General features: G+C 56.0%; 10 protein-coding genes. All 10 read right to left on the bottom strand.

The features are described 5' to 3' along the window. Positions 1–8: 8 nt before the first annotated feature. The 10 genes from ACR0CE_RS00600 to ACR0CE_RS00645 all read right to left on the bottom strand — a co-directional run bounded on the left by ACR0CE_RS00600 (position 9) and on the right by ACR0CE_RS00645 (position 14502). Positions 9–1367, bottom strand: coding sequence for a glutamine synthetase family protein (locus tag ACR0CE_RS00600; protein ID WP_209596891.1), 1359 nt, complete (start codon positions 1365–1367; stop codon positions 9–11). Then, entirely contained in the window at positions 1367–2047 is a 681-nt protein-coding gene (locus tag ACR0CE_RS00605; RefSeq protein ID WP_480830425.1) for a type 1 glutamine amidotransferase, read from the bottom strand. The genes ACR0CE_RS00600 and ACR0CE_RS00605 overlap by 1 nt, the downstream gene beginning before the upstream one ends. Before the next feature lie 59 nt (positions 2048–2106). Next, positions 2107–3426, bottom strand: coding sequence for a glutamine synthetase family protein (locus ACR0CE_RS00610; RefSeq protein WP_480830427.1), 1320 nt, complete (start codon positions 3424–3426; stop codon positions 2107–2109). 998 nt (positions 3427–4424) lie between these two features. Continuing rightward, the gene (locus ACR0CE_RS00615; RefSeq protein WP_480830429.1) at positions 4425–8432 is read right to left on the bottom strand and encodes a DEAD/DEAH box helicase; all 4008 of its coding nucleotides are present in this window, start codon (positions 8430–8432) and stop codon (positions 4425–4427) included. 407 nt (positions 8433–8839) lie between these two features. Then, a complete protein-coding gene (locus ACR0CE_RS00620; protein WP_480830430.1) occupies positions 8840–9856 on the bottom strand; it encodes a hypothetical protein in 1017 nt (338 codons plus the stop codon). Further along, positions 9853–11304, bottom strand: a complete 1452-nt coding sequence (locus ACR0CE_RS00625; RefSeq protein ID WP_480830432.1) for a hypothetical protein — start codon at positions 11302–11304, stop codon at positions 9853–9855. Before ACR0CE_RS00625 ends, ACR0CE_RS00620 begins: the two co-directional genes overlap by 4 nt. Continuing rightward, positions 11301–12359 (bottom strand): hypothetical protein, encoded by a 1059-nt coding sequence (locus ACR0CE_RS00630; protein ID WP_480830434.1) that lies wholly within the window; start codon positions 12357–12359, stop codon positions 11301–11303. The genes ACR0CE_RS00625 and ACR0CE_RS00630 overlap by 4 nt, the downstream gene beginning before the upstream one ends. A gap of 100 nt (positions 12360–12459) precedes the next feature. Next, a complete protein-coding gene (locus ACR0CE_RS00635) occupies positions 12460–12894 on the bottom strand; it encodes a 2OG-Fe(II) oxygenase (RefSeq protein WP_480830436.1) in 435 nt (144 codons plus the stop codon). 98 nt (positions 12895–12992) lie between these two features. Further along, positions 12993–13718, bottom strand: a complete 726-nt coding sequence (locus tag ACR0CE_RS00640; protein WP_480830438.1) for a class I SAM-dependent methyltransferase — start codon at positions 13716–13718, stop codon at positions 12993–12995. After that, the gene (locus tag ACR0CE_RS00645) at positions 13702–14502 is read right to left on the bottom strand and encodes an ATP-grasp domain-containing protein (protein ID WP_480830440.1); all 801 of its coding nucleotides are present in this window, start codon (positions 14500–14502) and stop codon (positions 13702–13704) included. The genes ACR0CE_RS00640 and ACR0CE_RS00645 overlap by 17 nt, the downstream gene beginning before the upstream one ends. Between the last annotated feature and the right edge of the window lie 85 nt (positions 14503–14587).

Here is a 14587-nt window from a genome sequence, read left to right on the forward strand (position 1 = left end):
GAAAGGTCTCAGACGTTGATCAGCAGATGTTCCCGTTCCCACGGAGAGATGACCTGCAGAAATTCTTCATACTCGGCCCGTTTCACGATGCCATAGACACGGGCAAACTCGGGGCCAAGGATTTCGTGCAGGGCTGTGGCTTCGTCAAACAGATCCAGCGCATCGCCCATGACCTGCGGGATATCCCCTTCGCCTTCATAGGCGTCACCATAGAATTGACGACGCGGGCGTTCCTGTTCAACCAGACCCAGATAGCCGCACGCCAGCGACAGGGCGATGCCCAGATACGGGTTGCAATCCATACCGGCGATGCGGTTTTCGACACGGCGCGATTCAGGTCCGGACAGAGGAACGCGAATACCTGTAGTGCGGTTGTCGCGAGCCCATTCCAGATTAATCGGCGCCGCGTGGTCTTTCACGTAACGACGATACGAGTTCACATAAGGTGCCATCACGGCCAGACCGGCGGGCAGATGGTTCTGCAACCCGGCAATGAAGTGATAGAACGCGTCCGTTTCGCCGCCCTGCGGGCCCGAAAAGATGTTCTGGCCGGTCTCCATGTCGATAATCGAATGATGAATATGCATAGCCGAGCCCGGCTCTTCCTCGATCGGTTTGGCCATGAAGGTTGCAAAACAATTATGCCGCAATGCCGCTTCGCGGATCAGGCGTTTGAAGTAGAAAACCTCATCAGCAAGTTTGACCGGGTTGCCGTGGCGCAGGTTGATCTCCAACTGGCCCGCACCGCCTTCCTGGGTGATGCCATCGATTTCGAACCCCTGATGCTCGGCGAAGTCATAGATATCGTCGATGACCGGGCCGAACTCGTCCACCGCAGTCATCGAATATGCCTGCCGCGCCGCAGCGGGGCGGCCAGAACGCCCCATCATCGGCTTGATTTCCTGTGCGGGATCGACGTTGGGGGCGACCAGAAAGAACTCCATCTCTGGCGCAACAACCGGTTTCCAGCCTCGGTTGTGATACAGCTGGACCACGCGTTTTAACACGTTACGGGGGCTATAAGGGATCGGATCACCATCCCGGTCATAGGCGTCGTGGATCACCTGCAGCGTCCAGTCCCCGGTCCAGGGCGCGGCTGAAGCCGTCGAATAGTCGGGCTTCAGGATCATGTCCTTTTCGATGAACCCGTCGTCACCCGCGGCTTCACCCCAGTCCCCCGTGATGGTCTGGAAGAAGATGCTGTCGGGCAAGTGAAAGTAGGATTGCTTGGCGAATTTCGTCGCAGGCACGGCCTTGCCGCGTGCAATTCCGGGAAGGTCCGAGATGATACATTCAACCTCGTCCAGCCGCTGTCCGTGAAAATAGGCTTTGGCGGCTTCCGGCAGTTTATCAGTCCAATCAGCCATCAGGCTCTCTCTTTCTTTAAAAACTCGGCCATATGGCGCGCGATTGTGGCGTTGTCATCCGGAGCGGTTTCGCGATTTGCGGCCTCGCGCATGAGGTCTTCGGGGACGACGCCTTTTCCCCGTGTGCGCATCAGGCCCGCGACAAACCCATTGGTGAATTCGGGGTGGGCCTGAACCGTCCAGATCGTGTCTCCATAAGCCAGCATAGCGTTTTCGCAAAATGCGTTCTGACCCAGAACGCGCGCCCCTTCGGGCAGCGCGACAACCTGATCCTGATGCCAGGCATTCAGCCAGACTGTGTTGCCGTCATATTCGTATTCAGTGCGTCCGACGGCCCATCCGCCCTTGAATTTCTCGACCTTGCCGCCCAGTGCCTGCGCGATGATCTGATGCCCAAAGCATACGCCGATCAGTGGCTTTCCGCTTTGCTGTATCTCTCTGACCAAGTCTTCCAGTGGGGCGATCCATGGCAAGTCTTCGTACGCGCCGTGGCGCGAACCGGTAATGACCCAGCCATCTGCGTCATCCGCGCTGCTTGGGAATATGCCGTCGACCACGGCGAAGGTCTGGAACTCGAATCCGTTGCCACCGAGAAGTGCAGGAAACAGCTCATCATAGTCGCCGAATTCGCCATGCAAGGCATCTGGTGTGTGGCCGGTTTGTAATATGCCGATTTTCATGTGTCACCAAATTTGATCAAATTCACTCTAGCTGAGTCCGAATGAGGCGGCAAGGGGGGTCAAACCGCCTCGAGATAGCTCAGCCAGTGATCTTCAGGAGTGATGCGTTCAAATCGTTCAACTTCCTGTCGCTTGGTCATGGTCAGGTACTGGATCAGGTCAGCCGAGAAAAGTCGGGCGACCAGGGGGTCGGTTTCAAACCTGTCAATTGCAGTTGCCCAGTCCGGCATCAGTTGGGGCAGGTCTTCAATATCGTAAGCATTGCCTGTGATCGGGGCAGGGGGGTGCAGGCCGTCTTCGATCCCGACAAGGGCTGCGCCCAATACCGCCGTCAGCATCAGGTAAGGGTTGATGTCACCACCCGCGACGCGGTGTTCGATGCGCCGCGCTGCTGGTGCTCCGCCCGGGATGCGAATTGCGGCTGTTCTGTTCTCATAGGCCCAGCAGGCCCCGGTCGGCGCATGCGCACCCGGTACAAGCCGGGTGTATGAATTGCCATGCGGAGCAAAAATCAACGTGCTGCCTGGCATGGCCGCCACACAACCCGCGACAGCGGAATGCAGAATGCTGGTCCCTTCAGGCCCACCATTGTCGAACACATTGCGACCGCGTTGGTCCAGCACTGAGAAGTGCACATGCATCCCATTGCCCGCATCATCGGCATAGGGTTTTGACATGAATGTTGCGGCAAACCCGTGTTTGCGCGCCAGGCCGCGCGTCAACGCCTTGAAAAGCCACGTATCGTCGGCGCAGCGCATGGCATCCTGATGATTCAGGTTGATTTCGAACTGGCCAACGCCACTTTCCGAGATGGCGGTTTGCGCGGGGATGTCCATGGCGGCGCAGCCATCGTAGAGGTCTGTAAAGAAATCCTCGAACGCATCCATTTCAGCGACCGACAGAACGGATTCGTGCAGCAGGCGGCGCCCGGTGATCGGGTTCAACGGAGGTTGCGGTTGCGCGCCCGAGGCATCGATGAGTGTGAATTCCAGTTCGGTCGCCGCGACGACCGACCAACCGCGTTTGGCATATCGGTCAAGAATGGCAGACAGAGCGTGACGCGGATCACCCGCAAACGGAGTGCCTGCATCGTCATACAAGCTCATCGGAACCAGCGCCGTTTCCTTCGGAAGCCAGGGCACAGGCACAGGACCCCGGTTGGTTGGGCGCAACACACCATCCGCATCGCCGGTTTCAAACACCAGCGGGCTGCCGTGAATGTCCGCACCCCAGAGATCGACATTGAGCGCCGAGAACGGCATGCGCACGGCGCCTTTTTCCAGCTTTCCCGCATATTCAGGGGGCACGCGCTTGCCCCGCATCTGACCGTTCAGGTCACAGGCAGTCACACGAAAACTGTGCAGGGCGCTCAGGTCCATTTGGGGCTCCGTCAATTCTGTTTCCCCGTGATGTACTTCAATGGATCGGATTTGTCACCAAATTTGATCAAATTTTGATTTTTGGGTCAGATGTGGCTGCTCGACATAGTTTTTGGTTGAGTGCAAAAGTGGTCCTGCCGACAAAGCTCGCGTCTCGCATTTCCAGCAGTGAAAACATCATGGAAGTATCTGTTAATCCATTGAACATATTCCACATGGCGTTGTCTGCGGCAAGTCAGAGAGTGGTTAGATTTTCCCAGTGTTGAAAGCGCGGCGATCGGATTTGATGCGACGCCTGAATCCGCAAAGCAGCTTCTTTTGACCACTCCTCGAAAATTGGCTTATTTCGACGATTTTTCTATGATAGCTGCGGGTTTCGTACTCTTGAGGATGGTTGAGTTGACTGCACGTGGAAGAGATAACATTCAACACCATGCCATACTGAGCATTGCGCCGATGATGGATGGTGACGATTTTAGCATATTGTCAATGGGTTGTGGGGCGTCGTGTGCAGTTCATGTTCATGTTTCGATCGCGTGATTGCGTATCCTGTCGCGCTCGTGAGCAATCAATCTTCGTATGCGAGTTCTCTGGCGATCATATGGCCAAAGGGCAGTGACCGGATCTCGCCTTAGTGCTTGAATGCTATGCAGCGATGGCGGAAAGAAGGAGGCCGACTTGAGCGGATTCTAGAATACACCGGATTCGGCAGGTGGCGGCGCATCGGGCTCGATCTTTCTGCAACCTGGCTGAGCGGCTACGCGACGGGCGCACCTGAACATCGCAACTTCGGGGTGTGTCCGCCGATGGTCGAATACAGCCTGGCGTTTCAAGCGTACTTGGCAAAGGAGCTGGCCCTGCTGCCGGAGGAGAACCCACCGCAGCTGAGATGCTCAGCTGCGGCGCATTAATGCGGACAGAGACAAGAGTGTGATGCTGACAGGCACACTGGCATGAGGAGCCCGTACGTCGAACAGAATTTTGCGGACGCCATACCGCTATCTTGCAAGTTTTGCCAGGTCCGTGGCAATCCAACCCTTAATCCTGTCAATATCCGAATTGATGTCCGATAGTTTTTTCTTATCACCTTCGATCCAACCGCTGTATCTTTCTATCCATTCTGCGTTGGTAGCCTCCCTGCGTTTCTGTTCGTTTTTGGCTATATTTTCCCGTGTTCTAGTAGCGGCGGCTTCCGCCTTGACGAGTTTCGCGCGGTTTCGTTCCAAGTTCGCGTGCGTTCTTTCCTTTTGAGCCTCACGGCGCGCTTCCCAAAATCTATCGAGCTGTCCTCTCTTATCCATCATTATATCAAAAATCTCAGATTTGTGTTCCGGCAACATTGAAGTCTTGTACTCCTTCAATTTTTGCCCTACCCCGCGCAACCGTTCCCCCATCCCTTTTATTTTCTCAAGCATCGACCTGTCGAAAAGAAGCTCACTGTCTCCTTCTGATGACCATTCGATGTCGATCATCTCTGCATGTAGCTCGTCGCGTAGCTTCTTTGACTCATCAACTGCCGGAAAAACAACCTTGGCCTCAATCATTTGCGAAGCGTCGAAAATCCGGGATACAGAATCGGCCCAAGAGCCCTGTTCTCGGTGGTTTTCTTTTATTGCGGCAAGCTTGCGAGCGAGCGCCAAGTCGATGGGTTGAAGTGCGATTATTTCATTATCCTTGATGGCAAGACGCTCGCCGCTCCTTTTTACAATAACTTCGAGCTGAGGCGTTACAGGCTTAAGGCTCCAATTGTCTGTTCTTATTGTCCTAAACCCAACCTGCAATCGACCTCCTATTTCGTTCGGAATGCCTTTGTCCTCACCCACCTTGTCCGCATCGATCTGAGCGCCAAGCGCGACCTGACAGGGTTCGATAAGGTCGTCGAGCATGACATCTATTGTGTTGTAGAGATTGACACGGGTGGTAATGGTGGCGTTGTAAAAGCGGTCGATCTGACCTGGCTTTGCCGTCACGGCCCTGCCGGCTCTTTCGAACTTGGCACGAAGGTAGGGGCGCACCGTGATCGTCCGACTGAAAGCGTCTGAGGATACAACGACCGCAGTAATGGTTCTCCCCGGATTCAAATCGTGCGGTAGCGCAGCGGTATGTTGATCGAGCGCGAAGAACTTGTGCGCCGATACGTCGAAGCGTTCATGCGTATTTATCTCGCGAAAGCGCAGAAAATGCCCGTCCGCGTCCTCGACCATGTCGAGAAACTCGACCTCGATCTCGTCGAGCGGCTTCATCGTGTCATGACGCGCCGGATCAACGCTGCGGTGTGCCTCATTAAAGGGTTCTAATAGAACTACGCAACGTCCTTCTTCCAAGGCATAGCCTGAGATAATGTAGGTTCTATCAGAAGCCGGTTTCCCGCCACCAAACGCTAAGCTCCCAAACAGGACCGGGGCCGTCGCGTGCGGAACCGAACGAACAGGCGCTGGCAACGGCTCCACCTCGCTCAGAGCCTCGTCGTTCAATTCCTCACCACGTGGGTCGATAAGAGGCCATTCGGCTTCTTCTTCATCCGCGGCTGCTCCGTTAGTTCCGTCGAGATCCCATTCAGGATCGTACCCGCTGTCATCGTCCCGTACGTTGCTCGATATCTGCCTTTCCGGTGGCAAGAACGGATCGCGGAGGGTCGTGAAAGCTAAGATTCTTGCCAGATCAACTGGGCCCTCTGCGAAATCGAATCGCGCCACAGATCCAATTGGCAGTTCAGCTCGGACATACGCGAGTGGATCGCTAGCGGCAGTCTCCTTTTCGAGGCGTCCGTATCTCTTTTCAGCGAGCTTCAGCAGAATGTCGAAGTCGGACAGACTATTTTTGTCATCACGATTAACTTCGGGATCATCATATCTAACGAAATGGCTGATCCTTCGATCGATTTCGCCTTCGCCGTTTCGCGTTTGCCTGCGCTCAAATGCTAAGACACATGCCTGCGGAGATACTAGCATATGCGAGGGAGCGGTTGCGTTTGCCTCATCTGAGACCGCTGTGAAACTTCCGTCCTCCACCCTGCGATAGGTATGCTCGCCGAATGCATGCACCAAAGCCGCCCGTGCTCGAGGCAACAGTAGCGGCTGGAACGGGCGACGAGGCACCTCTTGCTTCATCGCCGCCGACAGCGTCCGAATTATCTCATTGACTTCGGCTAATGCGGCGTCGAGCGCACCCCGGTTTACCCACCAGGTTCTGCACCAATTCCCACGGTCTTCGGCCGCTTCGTAAAGCGCTGCGATGCGAAGAGCTAGTTCGAGATCGTCCTCGCAACCTGCTGCGAGCGCTCGATGACACGCATCCGCGCGTAGCCGCCATTCTGGCGCCCACTCCCGCCTCGATCCGAGAATTGATCTCTTCTGGCCGTATAAGTTCCCGCGTGCAATTATCGCGATGCCAAGCGCCACCTCATGAAGACAGGCGAGTCGATCACCTAGAGCGACAGCCAAGGCCTCCGAGGCGCCACCAGAGTAGCGCTCAATCTCGCGGCCAAGATCGGTCAAATCTCCATCTGCGTCCACGAGACCACCGGCCTTGAGCATACTATACGCACGCCCAATTTCCTTCGTGAAGGTTTCAGCGGCCTGCTGTGCGAATTCGTCGGGGCGGTAACCCGAGCTTTGGAAATTTCCGGGTAGAATCGCATTTTCTGGATCCAGCCCTGACGAGATCAGGCGTGTACAGAACTCTTCAAGATTGGTTCGGGTCGACTCAGGCGGAGTGTCCCTCGGAAGGGATAGGAATTGCTCAGCGGTATATAGCGGAAATACCCAACCTGGGGCATCTCGACCGACCCGACCCCAGCGCTGCCTGAGACCGGCTTGGCTGTGTGGAAGGACAGGCAGGCCACCAGTGGCAATTTCGGGATCCCATTCCGACCTGCATATAAGACCACTGTCGACCACAAAACGGACGCCACTCACCGTCAAGGAGGTCTCTGCGAGGTTCGACGAGATCACGATCTTCCGCTTTTCGCCTCTCTTACGAGCGGCAACCGCCTTTTCCGTGATCTTCTTGTCTGTAGAAGATAGAAGCGGATAGACGTCGAAATCGTGCTTCAGGTCCAGTCTAGCGAGGCCTCGCTCGATAATTCGAATAGCGTCATCAATTTTATTTGATGTGGGAAGAAAACCCAAGATATCACCGTACTCCGTACCCCCAGCGATGGCCAGTACCTGATCTGCGAGTGCGCGCGGCATATCAATGGACCAACGCTCCTTGGGTATTTCTTTGCCGCTGCGGAGTTCGGCATACTTGGCGGTCTCATGCGCTAGGTCGTCAGCGGGAAAACCCGGATGTTCGGGTCCAAGGCCAGACCAGCCCGTGAACGTGATCGGCTCAGCATCTCTCTCGAGAGTCAGGCCTTCCCTGATCAATGAGCGAGTAATGTCAAGATCAACGAAGAGAGGCACTCCGTAGCCGAAGCTTTTCTTCTCCGGAACAACGTGGTGAAACACCTGTGATGGGCCACCAAAATAGTCGATGAAGAAACCGCGATCGATAGTTGCCGATGTGATTACTACGCGCAGATGTTGATACTCTCTGATCTTCTCGCGCAACTGAGCCAGGATAATATCAATATTCGCACTTCTTTCGTGAGCCTCGTCGACTATCACCATGCCGATCCGTGCAAGACTGCCATCTCGGACCCAATTGATCATGGTGCCATCGGTGACGTAGATCAAATCACATGCAGAATCCCATTTTCGGTCGCCGCTGACTTGGTATCCTACGGGGAAGCCTGGGCCGATATGCGCCTTGCAGGTCCGGCTGTCATGGCCAAAAACAAGAGCCTCGCCGACGAACCCCGCAACACCTTTCGCTGCTTGGCGGCGCGGCTCGGTGACAACGATTTGGCCCGCATCCGTGGGTCTGAAGGCGGCTCCCTCCGGAGGCGACATCAGGCGGAATGGCATGAAGGTCGACTTCCCTGTGCCGGTACCAGCCTCGATCACGGCGACCCGCTTTTCCCTCATGCCTTCGAGAATAGTCAGGATATCAGTGTCAGCCATGCCGAACCCGAATGGCTCTAGGTCGGTGGTCGCCTCTTTGCGGACATGGGGTTTCGGTAGCGGTCCAAGTCCTCCGAGAGGGCCAGTCGGGTTCTCAGGATCGCGAACTTGGCCGATGACGTCGAGGTCGACATATGGTACGGAAAGCGCTGTTATGGCTCTGCTGTGCTTGCGGCGGCAGTTCTCGCATCTATCAGACCTAGTATGCCCAAGCTCGAAGTTTCGGTCGGCCCAACTGCCGGAGTATTCGAAGCCTAAATCGCTTGCGGGTCCTTCATTCTGGTTGCGGCGACCTTTACCTCCGTGCGTCTGCCTAGATCCGTCGAGCATGCGGCGCTCGGCCAAGCAGTCCTTGCATTCGGCCCCCCAGTAACTCGCTGTTGCATGACCGCGCAAACGGTCTTCTTTCAGTTGGTCAGCCATGCATCCCCCGAGTTAAAGCCTCCACCCACAAAGAACTTTGGCACGACACACAACGTTTCGGGATGGTCGTGTAGCGCATGAATGACTGCCCGGTAAAACCCGGTTACCGCAGGCTGAAATCCGGTCTGATACATTTCGATGATCCGGGGACCCTTTTCGCGGATCTTTGTCAATTGTGCGCTCGAGATAGCAAAAGCATCGGAGTCAATCAGGCCATTCGGAGTGCCTCGCCGGCTGATCCGAAAGTTTCGAAACCAAGCGCCGTCGACAAGATGATCCATCTCAACATGCCGGATCGACAGAAGCGTGAAACGTAGCACAGGCCAGTCGGGCAGAGGACCTTGCGACAAGGTAACGGCTCGGAGCGGTAGCGGGGCGGCAGTGGAGCCATCCCCGTACTCGACCGCGATATCGACCCGATGTTCACCAGGCTCGGCATGGACAAACCGACGTAGCGTCTCCGTGAGGACGCGGTTCGAAACCGCAAGTGGGTTAAGGGCCGCCTTCGCGCTACTGCCGTTCAGTGCTTCTTCGATTACAGCCGTAAAACGCTCCGTCTCGGCACCCCGTTTGTCATACCGTGTCGCCTTCCATGGTTGGGAAGTTGGGCGTGGGCCCTGAGAGTCCGTAGCTAAGGCTGTCGTTCCTGGTGTGTGCGGCCGCGCCGCAACGACAATACTTATGCCCTTCCGCAACAGCTCGCAGACCTCTTTCGGTAGTCGATGATTGGGCTCGGAAAGGCTTTCCGACGTGAGGAGCGAGCGTGACACTTTTGGCTTACAATCCGCGAAAGCGGCCTCTTCGGGATTGGCCGCGGCATATGCGAGCGCTTTGCGTTCAATTTGGGTCGACAGGTTCTCGAAGCGCGCGATCTCCCTAGTATCGCCGGCGGGTAGCTTTGCGGCCCGACGCATGGCGGCATCCGCCTGCTCCTGCAGGTTTTCGAGTTCCGCGGCCATCTCGGACGGCACAATTATGTAGAGTGCTTTCTCGACGGTCATCGGCGGGATATCCTCATCTTGTCCAGACGGCCACGTGTTGTCTGGTCGAGCAGGTCGAGCGTTTGTGGACAGCGCAGCGACGGCACGCCGACAAACGCGCTCATGTCCGCATCGTCAGGCACAAGGAGATAAGCTGCGGCGGCGGGTTCCTTGGCCTCGATCTGCGCCAGCAGCTCTACATCCCCGGGATGCGGCATCGGTCGTGGCAGCACAACGATGGTTTCTCGATCCGCCTCTGGCCGTTGTCGGGCGCCAAGTGGCGCCCATGGAACCGGCTGGCCAGGACGAACTGCAAATGCGACCGCAGCGACTTCCGGCCGGATAGCCCACATTGTTGGCGTCCGCGCGTCCTCGTCGACATTCACAGTTTCGGCGCCGACTTCTCCCGGTCCGTTTTGCAGGCGTGCAAGAAGCGTACCGACCATCACAGCCGCGCGGCAGGACTCGCCCTCCGCGCTACGCGCGATGCGGTCGGTCGGCTCGCTGCCGCCCTCTAGGATCGTGCTGGCGCGCGCCGTAGTTCCGAGAAGGAAAGTCAACTCAATGTCGCGCCAGATGTTTGCCATGAGAGCATAGCAAAGGCGTTCAGGACTGATCCGACCAGCATCGAATGCTTCAAAAGCGTAGTAGCGTAGATCATCCGACATCGGAGTGACCGCGAGAAACAGATCCCGAGCTTCCTTCGGTGAGATGCTATTTCGGTCACGTGCACCGACCTCAAGCCCCCGCACGCGTGCGAACCGTCGCAAAGCGTGCGGAATAGGACGTTCTCCTTTGCCGGGTCTTCCGAACCGGATTTCCATAGTCCCGCCGCTCTGGAAGGCGTCGCACAATATTAGCGCCGCCATCGCTCGGTCTGCCTCTCCCGTGGCAAGGTGAGGCACTTCGCAGGAAGCATAGGCCTCGACGCGCAGGCCATCGAAGACGGCATCGTGGCGCAAGGCTGCAAGGCCGATAATTACATTCTGACAGGCTAGTTGGACCGGTCGCAGTGCACTTGGGCGCGGACGTTCCTGTTTGGCGACATAATTCTTATAGTAATCTCGGGCAACGTGATCGACTGCCTTGCGAGCGGCTTCCCGTGCGCCCAATTCCCTTGAAAATGACTCGAGATAGTCGATCGGGTTAAGGTCTAGAATTTCTCCTTGCCGTTCTGGCTCCACAAGGCCGAGGTGCCACCGAACAACCTCAAAGGCTTCGCCTTGATCTAACGTATCGTCCAAGACGTCTCGGTCGCAGACGATACAGGCGAAGGATCCGTCGCAGACCGGCATTAGCGGCAGCAGGTGTGGCGGTGGCTCGACTATGGCGTCGCGGAGCGCCGATACAGCAAACGCAAGGCCCTGAGGATCTTCCAGATCCCTGCGAGGATCAAAGATGCGGTCCGCGAGCGGACCGTCGGCGTGCTTTCGCATCGCTTCCGCAACCTCTCTCATCGAGACGGTCACGAGGCCTCTCCATCATTGAGCGGATCGTCAGGGATGGACGTCACAAACTCATGGACAGCGATGGGAGCCAATCCTTCCTTACTCGTGTGTCCACGCTCAATCAGCAGGTCGTTCAACTTGTCGACTGCTTCCTTAAAAGGAGCGGAAAACTTTCCATTTGAGACGAAATGAAACTCATTGTACTGGTCGTGCGCTATCTGCTCGGCGACGGCCTTCAGTTGATCTCGCAATGCCGAAATTCCTACGGATCGGACTTCTTTTACGTGCTTGAAATCGATTGCGACCTCTCCCCGCTCTGGGCGGTAGAATTGGGCATCGCCTTCGGTTGACCGTCGTTCGCGATCCGACAACTTACCTGTTTCCAAGTACCGGTGGTTCATGAAGGCCTTTGGTCCAAAGCCGAGCTTGTCCTTGACGGGGTCGATATGGAGTTCTGGGGCGTTGTGCTTTGTGTTCGCCGGCTTCGACACCTTTTGTGTGAGAGCAGAGGTGCCCATGATCTCGTATGCTGCGCCAACAGCATCATTCTTGTTTCTGGAAGCAAGTCTTCGCGCGAACGAGCCCCTCGGCTGACCCCGGGTCACCATGGCCGTCACAAGTCCGCCGGCCTTAGGGCAGACTTCCAAGAGTCTGGCAGTATCCCGAGCAAGCGCGTCTTTGTATTTGTCGGGTATGTTTCCACCGGCTTCAATGACTCGAAAAAGCTCTTGCTTGAACGTTTCGTGGGCCCAATGGCCGGGCTTGGTCAAAACTTCGCGAGCGCGCGCAGCGCTCTTTTCTGACACGTCGTCCTTGAAAGCCTTGACGACGCTCTCGCCTGTGCTCGCCTTCTGGCCGGCTGCCTTTTGAGCCCTACCGAACTCGGCCTCGTTGCGCAGCGCGCCCATGGCTTCACCCTTTATCTGAGCGAGCTGTCTTTCGAGTTTCTCGACCTGTGCTTCCGTAGCCGATGAGATGCGGAGCCGCTCTATTGCCCTCTCAATAGTCGAGACCTGGCGATCCAAATCGTCCGAAAGGTTGCCTTGTGCAACTAGCCGCATGGCATGAGCAATCATGTCACTTGCTTGTGTAAGTGCGAAGTTGGAGTTCGTGGAAGGTGGAGTTGCTCTTCCGGGCTCTGGTGGTTTTGCGCAAGCCATATCTGCTATTCTTTAGTCAGGGACGCTTGTTGCTTAGCCAAATCCGCCCATTGAAACTAATCCGGCGTCCGGAAGTAACAGCGGTTGTTCCGTGTCTAAGCCTATGCGCGGCAAATAGGAGCATGTCACCAACCGCTATGGGAAGAGTGCAGCGCTTGTCCCTTACCCAGAGGGCACCGCCTTGTCCGGGCGGAGGCATCTCTATGGGGATCATGAGTTGCGCATCTCCGCCTGCATCGATGTGGGCGCCAATGTATTCTTTTTCTTCATAAACATTCAGCCAGTGTGCCATACGAGTTGGTTCATGACCCAAAACACTTGCGACATCCAATCCGGTAATAATCTCGGACAAGGCTAATGGCGGATCAATGACGATCTCTTTCCAAGAGTGAGAACTCTCATCGCCATCGACCAAATCCTCACAACGTGCACATTCGACGACTTCGGTCATTCGATTAAGAAAAGCTGGCCGAATCGAATTCAAGAAGACGGTGAATCCCTGTGTTTCGTATTGCTTGTGATGAAAGGCGAGAGCCGCAGACGATATCATCATGCCCTCGCGAGGAAGACTTCGGTTCCAGGTAAGGAAGCCGTCGTGTGGCCAATAGGCGCATCAAGCTGAAAGCCCGCCGTTTCGAGGGCTAGGCGAACGTCGTCATGGCTGGGAAGGGCCAGCACCTCGATCCGCTTACCGATCGTTTCGTCGTTAGTGTACTGCTCGATAACCATGCAGTTGCGATGGTCCTCATACCTCACATCACTATAGCAAGTTGTAGTCGCGCCATCGTATCGGACGGCGTAATTACCGACAATCGACGGCACTCTCTCCAGGGTGAACAACTTGAGAAGAAGCATACCCTTGTGCTTGAGAAGACGATGAAGCGCGCTGGTAAGTCCCAACAAATTCATAGGACCCTCGGGTGCGAGGGGCGGCAGGGAACATATCACAGCGTCGAATTCTTGACGCATTCCCCAGGAGGTGAAGTCACCGCGGACCAATACAACCTTGTCTGCACTATTGCTTTCCAAGAACTTTTCAAGCGCACGCCCGCTTAGGTCGATACCGATGGGGAAGTGAGCTCCAGCCTCAACGAGGATCCGTAGGTGAACGCCCTCACCACATCCGACGTCGCAGACTCGTACAGTCGAAAGATCAAGACGCGACCGAAGCAGATGCACATCCGCTTGAGCAATTGGAGTATATTCCTTATTGGTTCCGCCAAGTGCATGACGCCAATCGTATAGTGATTCGATCCCTTTAGTTGCGACGGTCACAGCTTTTCGCCCTCTGTGTTAGGGCATCTGCAATGGCCATTGTGATATCCCCAGCTCCACATAGTTCGCTCCATTTGAAGGCGCCCATACAATTGAGCTCTAGGAACAACCACTGGCCATTCTCGTCTTCGATCCAATCGATTCCTGCGTAAGATAGTCCAAAACTACCAACTATCTTGCGAGAAGCATTGGCGACATGCTCCGGAACAGGCAGTCCGGCGAAGCGATGCCTCTCAGCCTCATAGTCGAGACGCCTGAGGTCAACATCCTCACAGCCTAAGTCAGAAGTGTCTGCCACCATGCCAAAACAGCGATCTTCGACGACAGTGACCCGGAGCTCGCGCTTCTTTGAGATTCCCTTTTGAAATATCATCGGCGAATAAGCCAAGCCGTTCAGGAGTCCTTCAGGTATGGACGCATAAAATCGCGTATAGAGTTTCAAACGCTCTTCGCCATACACCGAGAAGCCTCTAGATATCGATTTGGCGACTGCGCCATCAAACTGCTCAAAGAAATTGCATACTGCTTTGCGATCATTCGAGACGAGGGTGGGCGGCAATGGAATGCCAAGTTCATAAGCGCGGGAAAGCTGACTCAGCTTGCGCGACGAGAGAATGAGCGCGTCGGGCGGGTTCAGCCAAGACATTGGTGCAGCCAAGGCAGCACCTTCCCAGAAGGCTTCGCATTCACGAAGTGCAAGCTCTCGCCCATGGCCTTCAAGGCTCTGCGCGATAGAAAAGTTGCCGGGATCGTGAAACCATCCCACCCGGGCTGCAAGAGCCACGGCTCCATCGTCTGAGGCAGGCGACCACGAAAAGACAGAACGCTCAGGATACTGACAGAGGTTGATCCGTTCGATCGACAGCCGC

It is taken from the genome of Ruegeria sp. L11 (assembly GCF_056531755.1).

Coding starts and splice junctions, on each gene's coding strand:
- ACR0CE_RS00600 (WP_209596891.1), bottom strand. CDS start 1,367: ATGGCTGATTGGACTGATAAACTGCCGGAAGCCGCCAAAGCCTATTTT.
- ACR0CE_RS00605 (WP_480830425.1), bottom strand. CDS start 2,047: ATGAAAATCGGCATATTACAAACCGGCCACACACCAGATGCCTTGCAT.
- ACR0CE_RS00610 (WP_480830427.1), bottom strand. CDS start 3,426: ATGGACCTGAGCGCCCTGCACAGTTTTCGTGTGACTGCCTGTGACCTG.
- ACR0CE_RS00615 (WP_480830429.1), bottom strand. CDS start 8,432: ATGGCTGACACTGATATCCTGACTATTCTCGAAGGCATGAGGGAAAAG.
- ACR0CE_RS00620 (WP_480830430.1), bottom strand. CDS start 9,856: ATGACCGTCGAGAAAGCACTCTACATAATTGTGCCGTCCGAGATGGCC.
- ACR0CE_RS00630 (WP_480830434.1), bottom strand. CDS start 12,359: ATGATTGCTCATGCCATGCGGCTAGTTGCACAAGGCAACCTTTCGGAC.
- ACR0CE_RS00635 (WP_480830436.1), bottom strand. CDS start 12,894: ATGACCGAAGTCGTCGAATGTGCACGTTGTGAGGATTTGGTCGATGGC.